Source organism: Nocardia sienata NBRC 100364 (assembly GCF_001613205.1).
Lineage (GTDB): Bacteria > Actinomycetota > Actinomycetes > Mycobacteriales > Mycobacteriaceae > Nocardia > Nocardia sienata.
Genome location: NZ_BDBX01000029.1, coordinates 156,291 through 176,442 on the forward strand (window position 1 = coordinate 156,291; position 20,152 = coordinate 176,442).

The window sequence follows — 20,152 nt, forward strand, 5'->3', positions numbered from 1 at the left end:
GCCTATCCTAAACGATGCCGGAAGCGTTGTGGAGACTTCACGTCATAATCCGGAACACATCGGAGTCAGACGGCGCCGGCATTCATCCGGGGGTCGTGGTGCCCCGCAAGCGTCTCCGACAGCGGGACATCCGGCGCGTCGACGAAGGCCGTGAGCAGGTGCCGAAGCCTGAGCGCGAGCGATTCCACCCCGTCCGCGTCGTACCACCGCGCGACGGTTCGCACGGTCACCCGCAGATCACCCGTGACCGTGGCATCGAACGCGAAAACCAGCCGATGCACGGGTTCGGCACCGGTGTCCGATATCCGGCCTTCCACCTCGTCACCCAGCCAGACCCGGTCCGGCCACGACTGCTCGCCGAAATCGACCACAGCCCGGCACAGGTCGTACGGGGATCGGCCCGGATGGACGGCGGCGGCGATCCCGTCGACCACCATGTCGTGACTGCCGTATATCCCGAGCGCGGTCACCCGCGCCCGGTCGAGCACCGTGCGCAGGGTCGGATCACCCGACAGATCGTGACGCAGCACCACCGCCGCGGACAGCGGCCCGACCACTTCGGCCACCGTACTGTCGGCCCGGCCCGACAGCGGCGCGCCCAGTGCGATATCCACTCCCGCGCCCTGGCCGTACAGCAGGGCGGCCACCACGGCCTGATAGAGCATGTATTCCGAGGCCCCCACCGTTTCGGCGTGGGCCCGTAAACGGCGGCGCAGCCCCGCGGGTACCTCGAACTCGGCCGACCGGACCTCTTCCGGCGCGCCGGAAGCCACCACGGCGGGCAACCCGGCGAGCGCGGCGCGCCACTGTTCCAGCTGCGGCCCGGCCGATTCGGCGACGGCCAGCTGCCACAGGGTGTAGTCGGCGTAATCGATCGCCGGCCCCTGCCATCGCGGTGCCGTCCCGGCTCCGACCCGGCTGCGATACGCCGTGGCCAGATCGGTCAGCACGATGCGCAGCGACCGGTCGTCGGCCACCAGACGGTCGGCGGTGAGCACGAGTACCCGCCGGTCGGCGCCGAGCGCGAACAGCTGCGGCCGCACCAGCGGACCCACCGCCCGATCGAATACCACCGGTGCGGCGAGAACATCGGCCAAGCCGGTCTCGGTGAGTTCGGCGACGGGTAGTTCGGCCGGCAGCTCCGGCAGCACCACCTGGTAACCCGCGGCACCGGCACCGGCGACCACAGTGCGCAGGATCTCGTACCGGGCGTACACATCACCGAATGCCTCGGTCAGCGCGGCAGTGTCCAGTGGGCCCTCCAAGCGCACCACACACCGGACCACACCGGGCCCGGCGGCCGCGCGCTGGTTGTAGGACAGCGGGATCCGCTCGGGCCGGGGCCTGCGGTCCAATCCGGGACGGCCGGTCCCGCGCACCGGGGTGGCATCCACGAGAGCCGCCAGGCCGGCCACGGTCGGCGCGTCGAACAGCGCCCGGACATCGACCGCGACACCGAATTCCTGCCGCAGCCACAGCACCAGGCGGTTCGCCAGCAGCGAATGCCCACCCAGCTCGAAGAACGAATCGTGCGCGCCGACCCCCTCGCACCCGAAGAGCTCTTCGAACAGGGCGGCCAGCCGGGCCTCGGTGGGCGTACCCGGCGGCCGTACCTCCGCGGTCCCGATACGCCGCGGCGCGGGCAGGGCCCGTTTGTCGAGTTTGCCGTGTTCGGTCAACGGGATCTCGTCGAGCACCGACCAGGCGGTGGGCAGCATGTAGTCGGGCAGCGAGCGCGCCGCGTACGCCCGGACCTCGGACACGTCCAGTTCACCCACGGCGGGTACCAGGTAGGCGGCCAACGCGGTACCCGTCGCCGGGTCCTGGTAGGCCACCACAGCGCAGGCGCCGACACCGGGATGCGCGGACAATGCCGCCTGCACCTCGCCCGATTCGATACGGTAGCCGCGCACCTTGACCTGTTCGTCGGCGCGACCGACGAATTCGAGCTCACCGGCGGTATTGCGCCGCGCCAGGTCGCCGGTCCGGTACAGCCGCTGTCCGGGCAGGAAGGGATCGGCCACGAACCGCTCGGCGGTCAGCGCGCAGCGGTGCAGATAGCCGCGGGCCAGCTGCCCGCCGCCGAGGTAGATCTCGCCGATGACCCCGTCGGGAACCAGCTGCAGCCGGTGGTCGAGCAGGTAGACGTACACATTGCGGTTGGGCACCCCGACCGGCACGATCCGGGTGCCCTGCGGCCCCCGCACCGTGAGGTGAGTGGCCGAGACCACGCCCTCGGTCGGCCCGTAGTGGTTGCGCAGTTCGGCGTCGAAGACGCCGGCGAACCGGTCGGCCACCTCCCCGAGCAGCGCCTCACCGCCGACCGGGACACGGCGCAGCGCACGCCATTCGGTCACCTCCGGCAACATCAGGAAGGTGCTCAGCAACGACGGCACCATGTGCAGGACGGTTACCCCGTGCCGGGTGATCAGGTCCGACACATAGGGGATATCGCGTAGCGCGTCGGGTTCGGGCACCACCAGACAGGCGCCGAGCGACAGGGTCACGAAGATATCGAGCAGGGAGGCGTCGAAACTCACCGACGAGGTCTGCAACAGCCGGTCGGCCGCGGTCATATCCCATTCGGCGGCGAACCCGATCAGATGGTCGGCGATCGCGGCGTGCGAGACCTCGACACCCTTCGGGTTCCCGGTCGAACCCGAGGTGTAGATGACATAGGCCAGGTTGCCGGGGCGCAACGGCCGCACGCGTTCGGCGTCGCCGAGGTCGTGGCCCGCCAGCTCCCCGGCATCCTCCTCCGCGGCCGCCAGCTCTTCCCGGCCGAGCACCAGCCGCGGCCGGGCGTCGGCATCGAGGAAGTCGATGCGCTTGTCCGGGTAGGACGGGTCGATGGGGAGATAGGCGGCGCCCGCCTTCAGCACCGCCAGCACCGCCACCACGAATTCGGCGGAGTTGGCGATACGCAGGGCGACCAGATCCTCGGTCCCGATCCCCCGCCCGGCGAACCAGCGGGCCAGGCGGTTCGCGCGGATGTTCAGCTCGGCATAGGTCAGCTCGAGGTCGGGGACGCCGTCCGTGCCGGGCGCCACCACCGCGGTGGCGGTATCGGCGCGCGCGGCCCGGTCCTCGAACAGCGATACCAGAGTCGCGGCCGCGGCCGGGACCAGTTCACCGTGTGATCGCGCGAGCAACCGGGTCCGGCCCTCCGGGCCGAAGATGTCGACCTCGCCCAGCCGGACCCGCGGATTCTCCGTGACGCTGCCGAGCAACTGGATGTAGTGCGCGAGCATCTGTCCGGCCAGTCGCCCGTCCAGATGGGCGACCCGGTGATCGGCTTGCACTCGCGGCTGCCGCGGATCGAGCACCGCCGTCACTCGCAGCGGAACCGGCGCGACCGGCGAGCCGAAGGTTTCCAGTGTGGTGGTGACACTGTCGAGGTCCGGGAGCGCGATCGGCGGGCGCACCCCGAAACCGACCCGGGCCATCTGCTCCAAGCCGTCCCGTGCGCCGGTGCGGTCGGGGTTGAGCGCGTGGACCACTCGGTCGATACCGATATGCCGATGATCGTGGCCCGCTGCCACCGTGCCGGCGATCCGGCGCAGGAACTCGGCGAAGGTATCCGCCGGTCGCGGCACGGCCCGGACGAGCACGGTGTTGCCGAAGTATCCGATCGAGCCGGTGTCGCGCGGACCGCGCAGATCGGCGGGGACGGCGATCAGGAAATCGTCGGTGGCCGTATAGCGATGGATCAGTGCGGCGAACGCGGCGAGCAGCACCGCGTTGTCGTCGACCTCGTGTGCGGCCGCGGTCGCCCGTACCCGGCCGATGAGGTCGGGGGGCAGCGGAACCGAGATGTGCGCGACGGTATCCGTACCCGTGGCCCGCACGGCGGGTTTACCCGGTAGTTCCAGCGGTTCGGGCAGCGGGTGCAACGTCCGGCGCCAGTACTGCATACCGTCGCCGTCCACGTCCGTCCCGGCCGGTCGCTGCGCGGGCCGGGCCGGCGGCGCGCCACCGTTGTACTCCGCGGTCAGCTCGGCGGCGAAAACGGATGCCGACACATCGTCCCAGGCGATGGTGTGCGCCACCAGCAGCAGTAGGTGATCCTGTCCGCCCCTGCGGATCAGCGTTATCCGCAGCGGCGCCTCACCGGCCAGGTCGAAGGGCCGGGCCAGCGCGCGCCGCGTCAGCACCTCGACCCGGCGGCGGGCGGCTTCCTCGGCCAGTACGGTCAGATCGTGTTCCTGCCACTGGAAGGGCAGATCCGCGCGCACCACCCCGTAAGGCTCACCGTCGGCGCCCAGCCCGTAGGTGGTGCGCAGCACGTCCTGACGTTCGACGATCGATTCCAGTGCCGCGCAGAGTCGTTCGATGTCGAGGGCGCCGCGCATCCGGTACACCACCGGGACGTTCAGCGTGCTGTCCTCGGGATCGCGAGCCTGCAGGTACCAGGCGCGGCGTTGCCCGGCCGACAGCGGCCGCCGCGGCGCCGCCGGTCCGGCGGGGACGGATTCGACCTGACGGGCCTCGTGATCGGCGTCGCCTGTGATGATCGACATGATTCCCTTCGGCCCGTGAACTGGTTTGCTTCCGTGCGGCCGGCGCGGGTGCGCCGACGGGACCGGGTCATTCCGGTGTGTCGGTCAGATAGCCACCGCGCCGGAAGAATTCGGCGCCGCGGTGTTCGGTTCCGTCAGCGGTACGGACCCGGGTGATCAGCAGGCCGTGGTTGCCACCGCGATGGGCCTCGGGTCCGCACACCACGACACCGCCGTTCTCCTGCACGATGACCCGGCCCGGGGTACCGCCGTAGCGGGCCGCGGACACCTCGGCCGCCAGTACCTCGATCCGCTCGCCCCGGTAGTGGCTGAACGCCCGCGGATACGGCGCCGACAGGGCCCGGACGAATCGCTCCAGATCCACCGCGGACCAAGCCCAATCGATACGGCTGTCGCGGTCGGAGCGCTTGTGGAAGTAGGTGCGCGCGGCTTTGTCCTGCGGCCGCCACTGCGCGGTGCCGGAGGCGAGCGCTTCCAGCGCCTCGTGCACCGCGCCGGGGATGAGTTCCATACCGGCCAGCACCAACTCGGTACCCGTGGCGCGGGGACCGATGGGCAGCGAATGCTGCACGAGGATATCGCCGGTGTCGAGTTGCTCGTCCATCCGGTGCACCGTCAGACCGAATTCGGAGGCGCCGCTGATCAGCGCCCACAGCACCGGCGAGAAACCGGTGAATTCCGGTAGCAGCGAATCGTGCAGGTTGAGGGTGCCGTGGGTGGGCATGTTGTACAGCTCCGGCGGCATCCAGGTGTACCAGCTGTTCACCACGATGACATCCGGTTCGGCGCGTTTGACCAGGTCGATGGTCTCGGCGTCGGCCCGTTCGGTCAGATGTACGGGGATACCGTGTTCGCGGGCGAGTTCTTCCACCGAATCCGACCAGATCCCCTTGTAGGAGTCTTCACTGGCGGGGTGGGTGACCGCGAGCACGACCTCGTGCTCGGAGTCGATCAGCGCCTGCAGAGTCTTTCGCCCCCAGGTCTGGAACCCGAACGAGACGATACGCATGAACCAACCTCATCCTCATATAGCCGAAAAAGTAAGGCAAGCCTAGCCTAGTTTCAGAGACTCGCCGGTTGGCTACCCGCCCGCACGCCCGGCACACCGGATACGGACACCGTCGCGGGCGAGTTCGCCAGGATCCGGTCCGAAAGCTCGCCCAGGCAGCTGAGATTCGGAAAGCCCGGCCCCTGCGCCAGACCGGCCAGATTCGGCAGGTACAACTTCGCCGGCAATCCGTTCACCGACAGATCGTGATCGATCGCCGCCTCGATCCTGGCCTGCGTGAGCGGGCCCCCGACGGCGAGCTCCAGCAGATCGGCGGCTTCCTCGTCGAAAAGGTCCAGGAACCACAGCGGTTGCCCACCCGTCGCGTCCACGACCAGATCGAAGGCGTGCAGCTGATCGGGCCGGGACTCGTTGCGCAGCGTCAGCGCGACGCCGTCACCCTGATCGGCCACCCGCACCACCCGGCCCTGCAGGTGATGCACCCGATTGTCCGCGAGCAGCGATTCCTGTACCCGCACCGAGAACACCCCGCGGTCGGTACGCCGCACCACATCCCGGCGTTCGGCGATACTCAGTGCCCGCCATTTCGCGGGGTCGCTGAACAAGGAATTCTCGAAATAACTCTCGCCACGTGTGTAGATGGTCGCCCCGGGCGAGATCACCGAAACGGTCAGTACATCGTGGCGGACGAGTTCGTCCATGGCCGATCCGGCGGTCTCGCCGCCGCCGATCACCGCGGCCCGCGAGGACACCGGCAGCTGCCGCCGCCCGGCCAGATCCCAGAAATCGGCGATACTCAGCACTTTCGGATGCTGCGCCAGTGCGCGCCGGCTGTCACCCGGGCCGGTGATCATCAGCCGGTCGGCTTCGGTCTCCACCGCGGCACCCTCGGCATCGGACACCGTGACCCGCCAGACCGCGCCGTCGGCGCGAACGGTCCGCACCCGGCCGCGCACGATCTCGACGCCGGACCGGCGCGCCACCCACTGCAGATATTTCGCCCACAGATTGTGTTCCGGGCTGGGCCGGCCCCGGTCCACCCATTCGGCATAGGTCCCGCGCTCGACCAGGAAAGCCGTCCACCCGAACGCCATCATGGCCTCGTTGACCGCGTGGTTGTGCCCGCGCGCCCAGGTCGAGTGGTAGGGGAAACCGATATCCTTCTCCGGACTGGTACCCAATCGGTGCCTGCCGTCGGTCCAGCCACCCGCGGCCAGCCAGTTCCCGCCCACCGCATGCGGTTCCACGACGGTGACCCGCGGCGCGGGCAACCCCAGCTCCCGCAGCACATACGCTTTGGCTGCCACCGCCATGGCTTTCGGACCCGCACCGACGACCAGAAGTCTGTCCACTGGTTCTCCCAACTATCCCGACAACCCAATGGCGTCGCGCCTCATCCGGCGTGGTGGCGATCGCGCGCGGACACGATCCGATCCACCCGACTTCGCATAGGCTTACCTTACATGGATCAGCCCGCGAAACGGCCGGGTAAGTCCAGGAATTCGCGAACCCGCAGGTCCGGGCACATGTATCCGACCGGCACCCCTGCCGTGCACGCCGATCGACCCGGGCTCACGCCGCCGGCTCGCGCCGTGATCGCGTCAAGCCCATCCCGCACCCGGCACCGAGCAGATCGGCGCATGCATCGGACCATTGCGACCGAGCGGGAACACGTCCGGAATCGCGAGAAAGGCGCTCCACCGGGCAATACCGGGACGGCTCCGGCACGGCGCACCGCCCATTCCCTGGCACCGTATCCGGTCCGACAGGCAACGGAAGAGTCCGGACCGCCGCCGGCCCAGGAGCGGAACCGACCGGTCCGGCGAAACACTCTGTGCCGCAACCCGGCGCGATCGGCCCGCACTCTGCGACACCCGCGGTGGCGCAGTCGATCCGGCAGTAGCCGAACCGATCACGATTCGATGATCAGCCGACCCTCCGGGGTCCACCAACCGCGGTGCGATGTCCGGAACAACCGGGCCCCGGGATCGAAGGGATCGGCCACGAAACATTCGCGGTCGCGGCCGTCGGCCAGCTCGGCCGCGAGCGCGCGCCCACCCACATGGATATCGCCCACCACACCGGGCGGCACCAACCGGCCCTCGTCGAGCGGCAGCACCTTCGCCCCCGGTACGGGCCGGGTCCAGCCGGTCGGCGCGAGCGGCCCTCGCGAGACCGCCCCGAGATAGGCGACCGAATGGAACGCGACGGTGGCCACGGCCTCCGGCGACAGACAGCGCACCGCTTCGGCCAGTGCCGAGCCGCCGTAGGTACCGACGAGATCCCAGCGGGCCACGGTCGGCAACCGGTCCACCCCTTCGGCCATCAGCAGCACCGGCAGTTCGGCGTCGGCGACGACCTGGGTGACCCCGTGGGTTTCGATCAGCCCGGCCAGCAGGGCCGGGTCCCGACGCTGGGTCTCGGTCGGCACCACCACCGACGCCCCGGCCGACCATGCCGCCAGCAGGTCCACCGCGTTCTGCGGATCGCCCCACGGCAGCGCGAGCAGGCGCACATCCGCGGGCCGGGCCGCCGGATCGAATCGGCGCAGCCGTCGGTCCGCGGCCACACAACGACGGTCGGCGACGGCTACCGCGAGAGCATCGGCCCCCAGCAACAGGCCGGCTCGGCCGAAGCGACCGACGCCGACCCGGGCGGCGGTGACGAATTCGGTCAGTAGCGCGGCGACGCCGGTTGCGGTGGGTACCGCAGAGCAGCGGTGCACACCGCGGAACCGATCGAGGCCGTCGAAGAGATCGCCGTAGGTGAGCTGCTCGTCCGCACAGCGGGCCGCCGATCGGGCCGAGGGGACCATATGACCGTGCCGGATCACGGTGACCAGCGCGGATACGTCATAGGGTTCGACGCCCGCGGCCCACTCCCCGAGAATTCGCTCGCGCTCGACGCCCGTCGGGCCGGTCACTGCCGGCGATACGACACTCCTGATATCGTCGACGACGGTCATCAGTCACCTCCTGCTACGGGCAGCGAAGGCGGCGACTGCGAACGGTCCGGTCACCTGGCCTCCTGTACTGCTCGGTACGGCCTCGGCCGAACCACTGTCACGCATAAGCTTAGGGTTACCTTACAGTGCGAGAGTGCGATTCTCCAGACCACGCACTGCCGTAATTGGAAAAAGAATTGTTTAGGCTAAGCTAACACACTATTCCGGGCCGGCTCGCACGGACACGCCCAGGAGCCCGCCCCGCGCCCCCGCACCCGAATCGCCTATCCGGCAGTCCATTTCGGCCACCGGTCTCCGGCCCGGGATCGCCCACTCCAGAAGTGGGCGTAAGCGGCGCCGAGCCCCAGCTGTTCGACATCGGTACCGGTTTTCGCCAATGCGACCGCCGTCGCCCCGGCAGCGGATCCGATCGACATGCGCGATGACGGCCGGCCGGTAGGCCACCGCCCATCCCGGCACGCTGCGTGAAGCGCTGATCACGCCGAAAACTTAGGTTAAGCTAACCTCCATGGGAAGAGGCAGTAATGGCGTAATACTGAAGGTCTGGCGGGCCGACGACTACCGGCTGACCGTCACCTCCACGGAGCGGATCACCGACAACTACATCCGCATCGGTTTCACCGCCGGGGGGCTACTGGCCGATCACCCCGTGCATCCCACGCAGTTCATCCGGCTGTGGATTCCCGACGCCGAGACCGACAAACTGCACCACCGCGGTTACACCCTCATCGACCAGGACCCGGACAACGACCACTTCCACATCGAGTTCGCCGTGCACAGCGGACCGGCCAGCCAGTGGGCCGAACGCGCGCAGGTCGGCGATGTCATCGAAACCTCTGTCCTCGGTTCCAGATTCGAACTGCCCGCGACCGCGCCCGGCGAGTACGTGATCTTCGGCGATTCCGCCTCCCTGCCGGCGATCAACACACTGCTCGAATCGATCGGCGACGTACCGGCCCGCGTCTGGCTGGAATGGCAGTACGAATCGGATACCGGCCTGCCGGTCCGCAACAAGCCCCATCACGAGGTCACCTGGGTGCAGCGCATCGACGACGGCCGCGCCATGCGCGAACAGGCCGAACAGCTCACCGTCGGCCGGGACGCCTTCGCCTGGGTCGCGTGCGATACGGCCAGCACCCGCGCCATCGTGAAGAGCCTGCGGACCACCCACTCACTGCCGAAAGCGCAGATCAAAGCCCAGGGCTACTGGAAGTAACCGCCGTCACCCACCGCGGGCGGTCCGGCCGGCGCCCCGGCCACGCGGACTATGCTGCGACCGGTGAGAAGAAGGCAGCAGCCGCCGCTACCCAAGCGATTCGGGCTGGACCCTGCCCGGTTGCGGCTGCCCGAGGAGGGCGACTGGGCGACCGTGCGCGACCATCTGGTCCATCGGCTGCCCCGAGTCGATCCCGGGCGCATCGACGAAATGCTGCATGCCGGTGAGATCGTCGATCTGGCGGGGCCGCTCATGCCCGACGCGCCCTACGTGCCCGGGGGCGCGGTCTGGTTCCATCGCGATCTGCCCGACGAGAAACCGGTGCCCTTCGACCTGCCGGTCGTCTACCGCGACGACACCATCCTGGTCGCCGACAAACCGCATTTCCTGGCGACCATTCCGCGTGGCAGTCATATCCTGCAGACCGCCCTGGTCCGTTTGCGCCGTGAACTCGACCTGCCCGACCTGATCCCCGCGCATCGTCTGGACCGCGCCACGGCCGGTCTGGTGCTGTTCGTCGTGGACCCCGCCCGCCGCGGCGCCTACCAGACGCTGTTCCAGCGGCAGCGGGTACGCAAAGAGTACGAGGCCGTGGCCGGATACCGAAGCGACCTGACCTTCCCACTGTCCCTGGAAAGCCGCATCGTCAAGGAGAAGCACGTCCTGGCCGCCCAGGAGGTGGCCGGCCCGCCCAACGCGCGCACCCGGATCGAGCTCATCGAGCGGCGCGACGATATCGCCCGCTACCGGCTGCACCCCGCGACCGGACGCACCCACCAGTTGCGCCTGCACATGAACTCACTGGGTATCCCCATTCTCGGCGACGATTTCTATCCGGCGATCACCGACAAATCCGTCGACGACTTCACCCGCCCACTCCAGCTACTGGCCGCCACCCTCGCATTCACCGACCCGGTGACCGGCGAGAACAGGCGCTTCGACAGCGGACGCGGCCTCCAGGCCTGGACCGATCCACAGGGCTGGGCCGAGGGCGCGCAGACCTACCCCGGATCCTGAACATCCGGGCATACCGGGGGCACCCACTCGCTCCGAACGGCATCGACCGCCCGATCTCGCCCGGCCCCGCCTCGCCGTGTTCGAGCCCGCGTCGCGTGCTGCAGGCCCGTCCGTACACTGGGCCGAATGCTCCACCCGGTTACCGAGGAAACAGCTGCTCCGCGCCCCAGAGTCCACGCCTATGCCGATGTGGCGGTCGTCGTGGTGGTGCTCACCGGCACCAATCTGATCGCCCATTTCACCACCGCGTGGGCGAACATCGTGAGCGTGCCGGTCGCCGCCCTGGTGCTGCTGGGACTCATGCGCCGGCGCGGGCTGCACTGGTCGGAGCTGGGTCTGTCTCCCCGGTACTGGCGGACGGGAACCAAATACGCGCTCGGTGCGGTCGGGGTGGTACTGGCGGCGGTGGTCATCGGGGCCGCACTTCCGCTGACCCGTCCGTTCTTCCTGGCCGATCGCTACGCCACCATCTCCGGCGCGCTCATCGCCTCGATGATCGTGATCCCGTTGCAGACCGTCATCCCCGAGGAACTCGCCTTCCGCGGTGTCCTGCACGGCACCCTCGATCGGGCGTGGGGCGCCCGCGGCGTCTTCGCGGCCGGGTCGCTGCTCTTCGGGCTCTGGCATATCGCCTCGTCCCTGGGTCTGACCGCCGGGAACCGCGGCCTGGCCGAACTGGTCGGCGGCGGGCCGCTCGGCCAGATCGCCGGCGTGCTGATCGCCGTCGCCGCGACCGCTGCCGCAGCGGTGGTGTTCACCTGGCTGCGGCACCGCAGCGGCAGCCTGCTGGCACCGATCGCCCTGCACTGGGCGGTCAACGGCGCCGGCGCACTGACCGCCGCGCTCCTCTGGCATACGACCCTGGCGTGAGTCCGCCGCGCCGTCAGCAGTGTTCGCAGATACCGGTGGCCGGAAGCTGGATGAAACAGCTGGAGCAGACCACCGCGCGGGCCCCGGTTTCCGGTTTGTGCGCGGCCGTGGCGGTCCGGGTGGTGGTGGCCACCGTCCGCCGCGCGCTACCACCGCGCGGGATGAGCGGCGGGGTACCGCCGTCGGCGGGCACATCGGCACCGTGGGCCGCGTAGCAGGCCCAGCGCGCGTACGCGGCGTGGGTCTCGATATCGGCCGGCACCGGTAGCGCCGCCAGCTCCAGCACGTACTTGTAACTGTCGCTGACCTTCAGATTGCGTTTCACACACAGGGCCGTGAGCGGCGGCTCGCCCGCGTTGTGGCAGCGGCGGGCGACTTTGCGCAGGATCGCGTCCATCCAGGTGCGGGTCGGCGCATCGGTGTGCACCCCCGACATCTCCTGCACCCGCTCGGCGAGTTCCTGCACGGTGACGAAGTATCCGTACTCCGTCGCCGTCTCGGCCAGCACCTCGTGCGCGGCCATCGCCCAGGCCACCGCGGCATCGCGGAAGGTCACCGCTGTACCGTCGTCGATCCGCCAGGCCCCCGAAATCGTTGTCGCAGCGTCCCTCATAGCTCGTACACCGTAGCGCTGGGGGTCCCGGGTACGTCAACCGCCCTCCCCTATATCACATTTCGGGTGTCGGAACACACATGGTGAACAGCGCTCACCTCGACGGCAAGGCTGCCTCCGGCGCGACCGCGCCCCGCTCCAGATACAGGCTCACTTCGCGCGCCCGAGCGACGAGGGCACACCGTAGCCGACGGCTCAGCCGCGCCACTACACGCTCTTCCAGCAGGTCCGCCCGGACCCACTCCCAGCTGTCGAGCTCCGCCGTCTGCAACACGATGTCTCGATCGTCGAGTCGGCCGCCGTCGAACACATAGAGGACCTTGTCCCCCTCCCCGGGGTTCGGCGCCCAATCGTGCACCAGTAACCGGCCGGGCGCTCGGTCGATCCCGAGTTCCTCGGCGACCTCCCGCCGGCAGGCCTGTGCCGGAGACTCGCCCGGTTCTACATAACCGCCCGGAATATCCCAGCCGATGCCGTACGTCTTGTGCACCAGCAGCACCTCGTCGCTCCCGGTGCCGGCGCGCACGAACAGCGCACCGGCCGCCAGCCGGGCCTGCGTCCACGTGTCCGTCCCGTCGGTCGTCGCCACTGTGCTATCGGACCACAGAAACCTGTCCGCGCCGCGCTCGAGCCCAGGAGCGCTGACCAGCGAGCGTCACCACGGGATCGAGCATTGCGCGGTCGAACTCGGCCGGCCGGTCCCCCGCCTCGATCACCCGCGGCCAATCCGGGTTCGCGAGCGCGCCGCGCCCGAGCGCCACCAGATCCGCGTGCCCTTCCTCGAGTACCGTCCGCGCGAGTTCGGGACCGTGCATACCGCCGTTGGCGATCACGGGCAGCCCCGTGATCGCCCGGGCCAGCCGGGTAATGGTCTCGCCGGAGTCCAGGACTGCGGTGTCGTACCAGTCCCGGCCCTCACTCGCGAGGTGCAGATAGTCGATCCCCGCCGTACCGACCGCGCGGAAGATCGTCTCGGCCTCCCCTGCCCCGGACCACCGGTAGCCGAAATCGTTGACCTTGGTCTGGGAGAGCCGCAGCCCCACCGGGAACTCCGGTCCCACCGCCGCCCGTACCGCCTGGACCACCTCCACCGCGAACCGCACCCGGCCCGCCGCGTCGCCGCCGTACTCGTCATCCCGCTGATTGGCGTAGGCAGTGAGGAACTGGTCGATGAGATACCCGTTCGCGCCGTGGATTTCCACCGCGTCGAACCCGGCCTCCCGGGCACGCCCGGCCGCCGCGCCGAACCCACCCACGATCCGGCGGATATCCGCGTGGGTCGCCGCCTCGGGCATCGCGAACGGACCTTCACCGCCGTACGCCGCCATCTTGGCTCCCAACGGCTGCACCGCCGATGGCGCGATACTGCGGTCACTGTGACGATTGCCCTGCATGAGCGCACCGGCGTGCATCAACTGCAGGGCGATCACCCCACCCGCCGCGTGTACCGCGTCGGTGACCACCCGCCACGCTTCGATCTGGCGCTCGGTCACGATTCCCGGCTGGTCGGGGTAGGTCTGGCTGAACTCCGCGTCGATATAGGTTCCCTCCGTGGTGATCAGCCCGAACCCACCCGCGGCGAACTCCGTGTAGTACTCGGCCATGGTGTCCGTGGGCACGCCGTCACCCGCGGTACTCACCCGCGACATGGGCGCCACGGCCGCCCGATTACGCAACCTCAGCGCGCCGATCCGCACCTCGGACAGAACGGGATGGATGGTCACTGGAACTCCTCGCACTAGCCGGAAACCGCTTCGGGAACAGATTCCGCGCTACCCGCCCTTGGTACAAGTACGGTCTTTTCTGTGCGGTAGGCACATTTCGTATACCTATGGAGGTCACATGCGCGAGGACGTACCGGAATACTGCACCGTCGAAGCCGCGATGGAAGTGGTCGGCGGCAAATGGAAGATGGCGATCGTCAACCATCTCTTCGACGGAACCCTGCGCTTCGGCGAACTCCGCCGCGCCATGCCCACCATCACCCAGCGCATGCTCACCCGCCAGCTCCGCGAACTGGAAGCCGACGGATTGGTCAGCCGCACGGTCTACGCCGAAGTACCGCCGAGGGTGGAATACGACCTCACCGAACTCGGCGTGAGCCTGCGGCCGGTGGCCGGGTTGCTCGGATCGTGGGGCGAACAATACCGACGCCGCACAGTCGGCACCACGCCATCGGGAACGGATCGCTGAGCACGCGATATCGGGCGTGCGCCGGCTCCTGCACGCACTCGGTGATACCGACGAGCGCGACGTCGACGCACTCGCGCACATCTGGACAGCGATTGTCGGTTCGCATCCCTGTCCGCGCGGATTCTTCGTGTCGACCCATGCGAGGAGCGACCGGGCGAGGATCTCTCCTCGTCGACCGGCGCGCCGGCCTCCAGCGACCGGCGCAGCCTGATCACGACCGCCTGAATCCACCCTGGCCTACGGCGATGCGTGCGCACCCCGCAACGCGTACGGCTCGATCGCGCCACGCACGAGCGCGGGACCGTCGAGCGTGCCGGCCTTGTAGGGAATCAGCTCGAGGCGGTCGATCATCCGGGGCACCGGATCGGCGACGATATCGACCAGGCCGAACAAGAAAGACCATTCGTGCTCGTCGCTGCCGTAGTGAACCACCGTGCCGAACTGTTCGTGGAACCGCTGCCAGGAGCGCTTCAGCGTCTCGTTGCGCCACATGGTCGCGCAGCCGGCCTGGGCAGCGAGAACACCGCCGGGGGCGAGCAGGGCACGACATCGCTGCAGGAACTCCACCTCGTAGAGCCGGTTGTGCTGGGAGTCCTCCGTCCGCTCGTCCGGCAGGTCGATCACGATGACGTCGTAACGCACCCCCTCCGCGGCGGCCTCGGTCAGGAAGTCCCAGCCGTCGGCGTAGTACATCCGGACCGGGCCGGTGCCCTCGACGGCCGCCGCCAGTTCGTCGGTGGTGTACCCATAGGGCAGATACTCGGCACACAACTGCACCGCGATCCGGTCGATATCGACATGATCGACCCGGGTGGCGCCGGCCGCGACCGACATCTGGGAGGCCACGCCCTCACCGGATCCGATAATGAGCACATTGTCCAGCTTCTCGGCCAGTACGAAGGCCGGTACCATCATCGCCTCGTGGTAGGTGAGCTGGGAGAACTCGGTGGACTGCCGGTCGTTGTCGGAGAACAGGCCGATACCCTGCCCGGTCCGTGCGATGACCAGATGCTGGAACTCGGTGCGGGTGTCCACCAGCACCTCGGTCAGGTCCCACGTCCGGGTCAGACCCGGACCGACCGGCTCCTCGACTCGGTGACCCGCCCGGCCCCTGCGCATCGTGGACATGCGCACTTCTGTGGGCGACAGAGACTGTCGGAGCAACTCCACGGCCATTTCGGGGCCGCCACCCCCGCTGCCACTGTTGCCGCAGGTGAACACGTCGACGAAGATATCGCCGGATTCGGGGTAGGTGTGGATCGAGGCATGCGATTCCGACAGCAGCGCCAGCACGGTCACGCCCTGCGGGGTGAACTGTTTGTGCACCATGTCGCAGATGGTGATACCAGCGCCCACCAGCGATTCTCGCAATGCCTTTTCGAGCCGCCCGAGGTCGTTGCAGAGATCTGCGTCGACACCACCGAACTCGGCCAGCACGTGCCAGCCGGTGAATTCCGCCGTCATGGACAAACTCACTCTCACTCGGCGCCCAGGACATGCACGGTCAAGGGCGGAAAACCATTGAAAGACACTGACGAATAACTCGCGGTATAGGCACCGGTGTCGAGAATCCGGACACGATCGCCGGCCCGCAAAGTGGTCGGTAGAAGGACCCGCGTGCGTTGGTACAGTACGTCGTCTCCATCGCAGGTCGGCCCGGCCACCACCGCCTCCTCGCGGGGGTCGTCGTCCCGATCGGTGACGAAACGGTACGCGATGTACTCGTTTTCGGTCTCGGCCATACCGTTGTAGCGGCCGATGTCGAGGTATACCCAGCGTCGCCCGTCCGGCGCGATCCGCACTCCGACCACCTCGGCGTGCACCACTCCGGCCGTGGCGACCAGAGCCCGGCCGGGTTCGACCACCAGGTCGACAGTGTCGGGGAGCCACTCCATGGCCGCGCCGACCGCGACCTCGGCGATCTCGTCCAGGCTCGGGGCCGAGTCGATGTAGGAGACCGGGAGGCCACCGCCGATGTTCACCGAGGCGACCGGCACCCCTTCACCGGCCAGACTTTTCACAATGTCGGCGGCCTGCTCGATGCCGATCCGCCACGCAGCCGGGTCCAGCTGTTGCGAACCCACGTGGAAATACGGGCCCGCGACCGTGAGATCGAGATCGAGGGCGCGGACAAGCAACCGCGTCACCTCGTCCGGTGAGCAACCGAACTTGGTGCCGAACGGCGTGCGTGATTCCGGCACGGCGGCCAGGAACCGGCATTCGACCTGTGCGCCGGGCGCGTATTCGGCGATACGCGACAGGTCGTCCTCGGTGTCGAAGGCGAATCGGCGCACCCCGAGCTCGTGGGCGGCGGCGATATCGGCGGCCTTCTTGATCGGGTTGCCGTAATAGAGGCGTTCGTCGTCGACGCCGAGCTCGCGGCACATCCGGATCTCCCCGATACTCGCGACGTCGAACTCGGCACCTTCGGTTTCGAGCACACGCACGATCTCCGGCACCGGACTCGCCTTCACGGCGAACCGGATACGCGCCCGCCGTCCGGCCCGCAGCAGAGCGGTATCGAGGTTTCGATAGTTCTCGCGCACCTGTTCCGGGTCGATGAGCAGGTACGGCGAGTCGGGCAAAGGGGATGCCACGCTCGAATATGTCCCGATCTTTTTCACAATAGGTTCGCAGCCTCGCTGAGCACCGCTCGCAGGATCTCTTCCATTTCCGCGAAGTGGTTCTCGTCGCAGATCAGCGGCGGGGCCAGCTGGATTATCGGATCGCTACGGTCGTCCGCCCGGCAATAGAGTCCACCGTCGAACAGTGCTTTCGAAACGTATCCCCGCAGCACCCGCTCCTTCTCCTCGGTGCTGAACGTTTCACGACTCTTCTTGTCCTTGACCAGTTCGATTCCGAAAAAGTATCCATCGCCTCTGATATCGCCTACGAGAGGGAGATCCCCGAGGCGGTCGAGATAGGACCGGAAGACGCTACTGTTCGCCTCGACGTGGCTATTGAGCTGCTCTTTCTCGATTATGTCGAGATTGGCCAGCGCCACGGCGGCCGCCACCGGGTGCCCTCCGAACGTCAATCCGTGAGCGAACAGGTCGTCTCCGGTCGAGAAGGGCTCGGCCAAGCGCTCATGGGCGATCATCGCTCCGAGTTGAGCGTATCCGGAGGTCAGACCTTTGGCGCAGGTGATGATGTCCGGTCGGAAATCGTAGCGAAGCGCCCCGAAGTCCGCTCCCAGCCGCCCGAATCCACATATCACCTCGTCCGAAACGAGTAACACGTCGTAATGGTCACAGATTTCCCGGACCCGCTGAAGGTAACCAGGAGGGGGCGGAATACAACCCCCCGAATTCTGCACCGGTTCGATGAAGACGGCCGCGACGGTCTCTGGCCCCTCCTGCTCGATGGCCTCGGCGATCGAATCGGCAGCCCATAATCCGAAGCCGACGGGATCGAGGCTTCGGTCGGCGCGCCGGTAGTAGTTTGTGTTGGGCACGCGAACGACAGCGGGGACGAGCGGCTCGAAATCGATGCGTGCATCGGGAAGTCCGGTTATCGACAGCGCGCCCATCGTCGCGCCGTGATACGAATCGTAACGGGACAGCGCCTTGTACTTCTGCGGGCGGCCGGTGCGCCGATAGTAGGCTCGGGCCAGCTTCCACGCCGTCTCGACGGCTTCGGAGCCCCCCGTGGTGAAGAAGACGCGGTTCAGGTCGCCGGGTGCCATGCTCGCGAGCCTGGTGGCCAGCTCGATCGCCGGTGTGTGCGCATACGACCAGAGCGGAAAGTACGCCAGTTCACTCGCTTGGCGTGCGGCGGCCTCGGCGAGCTCGGGCCGGCCGTGCCCGACCTGCACCACGAAGAGCCCGGAGAGCCCGTCGAGGTAGCGACGGCCGGTGACATCGAAAACGTAGGGCCCCTCACCCCGCACGATCACCGCTGTGTCCGATGCGTCCTTGGAAGCGAGCCGAGTGAAATGCATCCAGAGGTGGTCGGAGACGGCGCTGACTCCGGGGCGATCATGAATAGTCAAAGTCATTGTCCTGCAAAATTTTCGGCCGGGCATCGCCCCGCCTCGCGCAACGTAGGAACCACATGAAAGTAGGCAATGCGAGACCTGGCGGTCAATGCCGGGAGCCGTAGGGAAAACCCTATATTCGGGCTACGCGTCCGACACCCCCATGCAATTTCCGGTACATGTTGAATCCCGCCCAGGCCTTCTCCAGGACCTCGACCAGCCGCCACCGCTTGGTGGCCGACGTGGGCCGGGTCTCGATCAGCTGCACGAGATCGCCGACACCGGCGATCTCGTTCTCGTCGTGCGCCGATCTCCTCGTTGGGGTAACTCATCTCGAACATCACGCGACCGGGCTTGACGTTCGCGACCCACCACTCCGGCGAACCCTTGCCGGAACCCATTCGGGTTTCGGCCGGCTTCTTGGTGAGCGGACGATCCGGGTTAGATGTTGAACCAGATCTTGCCGCCACGCTCGATGTGGCGGGTCATCGCGATACGCGCCGACTCGATCTGCCGGTTGGTCACATACGCCGGCTCCAGCGCCTGGATCCCACCTTTCCATGCGCTCGATATCGTCCAAGATGCGATACCCAGGCAGTCCCGATAGCGTCACCGCCAACCTCCGGCAACCAGGAAGGACTATCACCGTGGTCGACCGCCACGTTATCGACGTTCACATCCTGCTCACCCGCGACCAACAGTTGCTGCTCACCCAACGACGTGGCGGCGCCTTCGACGGAGAGTGGCACCTGCCCTCCGGCAAAGTCGACGCCGGGGAACCGTTGACCGCTGCCGCCGCCCGCGAGGCGAAAGAAGAAGTCGGCGTCATCATTGACCCCGCCCACTTGCGGTTCGTCCACGCCGCCCACGTCGCAAACTCCGGCCCCGAACCCCGGCTCGGCGTCTTCTTCGAAGCCTCCGAGTGGACCGGAGAACCGGTCAACCAGGAACCCGACAAGTGCAGCGACGTTCGCTGGTTCCCCGTCGATCAACTTCCCGACAACCTCATCGCCTATCCCGCGGCCGGCATTCGCACCTTTCTCGACGCCGAAAACAGCGAGGCATTCAGCGAAATCGGGTGGAAATCGACGCCGGCCACCATCAATCACTAACAGAAAACGACCAGATCGGGAGGAAATCGCACTTTGGAGAATTTTGCAGGCTTTGGCATAAAGGGTTACAAAAGTTTCGGGAGCCGATCTATCGAGTTAATTGGGCCAATGGACAACATCCATCTAGTTGTCGAAAAAAAATCTCGGCAAGTCGAACACCCTGCATGCCATGACGGAGATCGTATCGAGATTCCGCACCAGGTTACAACGAATTTCTACTATTGGAGAAGTCTCGCTCGATAGCTCTAGCATACCCAGAAACCAGCGAGATAACGACACACTGACTGTCAGCATCGGCCTCAAACTCACCGCCGAGGTTCTTGAGCCTTTTGCATCGCATCTACATTCGGAACACGACCGGAAGAGTCACGTAGATATCGTAAGCTTATTCAGTACGGAAGCTTACTGTCGTGGCCACCCAGGAGTCTTCTGGCTCGATTTCGTTGCAAAGCGTGATTCAGTGAACAAGCGGATGGGACGCAACGACTAGTTCAACTCGGCGCTGAATCAGCAGAAAATCCGCCCGCGTGGATATACGTTTCGATATAAACCAATCAAATACACAAACACCGAATCCTCTGGAACTTGTTCACGTTATAGGCACAGACGCGAGCGCCCTGAGTCACTATGCTCTGGACGTAGCACCCGAAGCCGCCGGGGC

Annotated in this window: 17 protein-coding genes; 5 read left to right on the top strand and 12 right to left on the bottom strand. The window is 67.3% G+C overall.

Annotation, left to right across the window (positions count from 1 at the left end; genetic code table 11):
• Positions 1–65 precede the first annotated feature (65 nt).
• The 4 genes from NS4_RS17130 to NS4_RS17145 form a co-directional block, all read right to left on the bottom strand.
• Positions 66–4,520, bottom strand: a complete 4,455-nt coding sequence (locus tag NS4_RS17130; protein ID WP_063060529.1) for a non-ribosomal peptide synthetase — start codon at positions 4,518–4,520, stop codon at positions 66–68.
• 67 nt (positions 4,521–4,587) lie between these two features.
• Positions 4,588–5,529: a methionyl-tRNA formyltransferase gene (locus NS4_RS17135; protein WP_063060530.1), complete on the bottom strand. Its 942-nt coding sequence runs from the start codon at positions 5,527–5,529 to the stop codon at positions 4,588–4,590.
• 53 nt (positions 5,530–5,582) lie between these two features.
• Complete coding sequence (locus NS4_RS17140; RefSeq protein WP_063060531.1) at positions 5,583–6,881, bottom strand: SidA/IucD/PvdA family monooxygenase; 1,299 nt, start codon at positions 6,879–6,881, stop codon at positions 5,583–5,585.
• A gap of 560 nt (positions 6,882–7,441) precedes the next feature.
• The gene (locus NS4_RS17145; protein WP_063060532.1) at positions 7,442–8,494 is read right to left on the bottom strand and encodes an AMP-binding protein; all 1,053 of its coding nucleotides are present in this window, start codon (positions 8,492–8,494) and stop codon (positions 7,442–7,444) included.
• Positions 8,495–9,002: 508 nt separating this feature from the next.
• On the opposite strand from NS4_RS17145, the gene NS4_RS17150 reads away from it, so the two are divergent.
• The 3 genes from NS4_RS17150 to NS4_RS17160 all read left to right on the top strand — a co-directional run bounded on the left by NS4_RS17150 (position 9,003) and on the right by NS4_RS17160 (position 11,597).
• Positions 9,003–9,710 carry a siderophore-interacting protein gene (locus tag NS4_RS17150; RefSeq protein ID WP_063060533.1) on the top strand — a complete coding sequence of 236 codons (708 nt, stop codon included), beginning with the start codon at positions 9,003–9,005 and terminating at the stop codon, positions 9,708–9,710.
• Between the two features lie 63 nt (positions 9,711–9,773).
• The gene (locus tag NS4_RS17155) at positions 9,774–10,727 is read left to right on the top strand and encodes an RluA family pseudouridine synthase (protein ID WP_063060554.1); all 954 of its coding nucleotides are present in this window, start codon (positions 9,774–9,776) and stop codon (positions 10,725–10,727) included.
• Positions 10,728–10,853: 126 nt separating this feature from the next.
• A complete protein-coding gene (locus NS4_RS17160) occupies positions 10,854–11,597 on the top strand; it encodes a CPBP family intramembrane glutamic endopeptidase (protein WP_063060534.1) in 744 nt (247 codons plus the stop codon).
• A gap of 13 nt (positions 11,598–11,610) precedes the next feature.
• Here the strand turns inward: NS4_RS17160 and NS4_RS17165 are convergent, their stop codons facing one another.
• From NS4_RS17165 to NS4_RS17175, 3 genes are all read right to left on the bottom strand, one after another.
• The gene (locus NS4_RS17165; RefSeq protein ID WP_245665466.1) at positions 11,611–12,210 is read right to left on the bottom strand and encodes a hypothetical protein; all 600 of its coding nucleotides are present in this window, start codon (positions 12,208–12,210) and stop codon (positions 11,611–11,613) included.
• Positions 12,211–12,304: 94 nt separating this feature from the next.
• Entirely contained in the window at positions 12,305–12,799 is a 495-nt protein-coding gene (locus NS4_RS17170; protein ID WP_063060535.1) for an NUDIX domain-containing protein, read from the bottom strand.
• 4 nt (positions 12,800–12,803) lie between these two features.
• Positions 12,804–13,934: an oxidoreductase gene (locus NS4_RS17175; protein ID WP_063060536.1), complete on the bottom strand. Its 1,131-nt coding sequence runs from the start codon at positions 13,932–13,934 to the stop codon at positions 12,804–12,806.
• A gap of 118 nt (positions 13,935–14,052) precedes the next feature.
• On the opposite strand from NS4_RS17175, the gene NS4_RS17180 reads away from it, so the two are divergent.
• Entirely contained in the window at positions 14,053–14,403 is a 351-nt protein-coding gene (locus tag NS4_RS17180; protein ID WP_063060537.1) for a winged helix-turn-helix transcriptional regulator, read from the top strand.
• Positions 14,404–14,640: 237 nt separating this feature from the next.
• On the opposite strand, the gene speD is transcribed toward NS4_RS17180, so the two are convergent.
• The 5 genes from speD to NS4_RS34050 form a co-directional block, all read right to left on the bottom strand.
• A complete protein-coding gene (speD, locus tag NS4_RS17185; protein WP_063060538.1) occupies positions 14,641–15,867 on the bottom strand; it encodes an adenosylmethionine decarboxylase in 1,227 nt (408 codons plus the stop codon).
• Between the two features lie 14 nt (positions 15,868–15,881).
• Positions 15,882–17,000: a type III PLP-dependent enzyme gene (locus NS4_RS17190; RefSeq protein WP_369690216.1), complete on the bottom strand. Its 1,119-nt coding sequence runs from the start codon at positions 16,998–17,000 to the stop codon at positions 15,882–15,884.
• 23 nt (positions 17,001–17,023) lie between these two features.
• Positions 17,024–18,400, bottom strand: a complete 1,377-nt coding sequence (locus tag NS4_RS17195; RefSeq protein WP_063060540.1) for an aspartate aminotransferase family protein — start codon at positions 18,398–18,400, stop codon at positions 17,024–17,026.
• A gap of 112 nt (positions 18,401–18,512) precedes the next feature.
• A complete protein-coding gene (locus tag NS4_RS34045; protein ID WP_501193450.1) occupies positions 18,513–18,647 on the bottom strand; it encodes a hypothetical protein in 135 nt (44 codons plus the stop codon).
• Between the two features lie 173 nt (positions 18,648–18,820).
• A complete protein-coding gene (locus NS4_RS34050) occupies positions 18,821–18,904 on the bottom strand; it encodes a hypothetical protein (RefSeq protein ID WP_501193451.1) in 84 nt (27 codons plus the stop codon).
• Positions 18,905–19,026: 122 nt separating this feature from the next.
• Here NS4_RS34050 and NS4_RS17210 point away from each other — a divergent pair, with 122 nt between their 5' ends.
• Complete coding sequence (locus NS4_RS17210) at positions 19,027–19,491, top strand: NUDIX hydrolase (RefSeq protein ID WP_063060541.1); 465 nt, start codon at positions 19,027–19,029, stop codon at positions 19,489–19,491.
• Positions 19,492–20,152 lie beyond the last annotated feature (661 nt).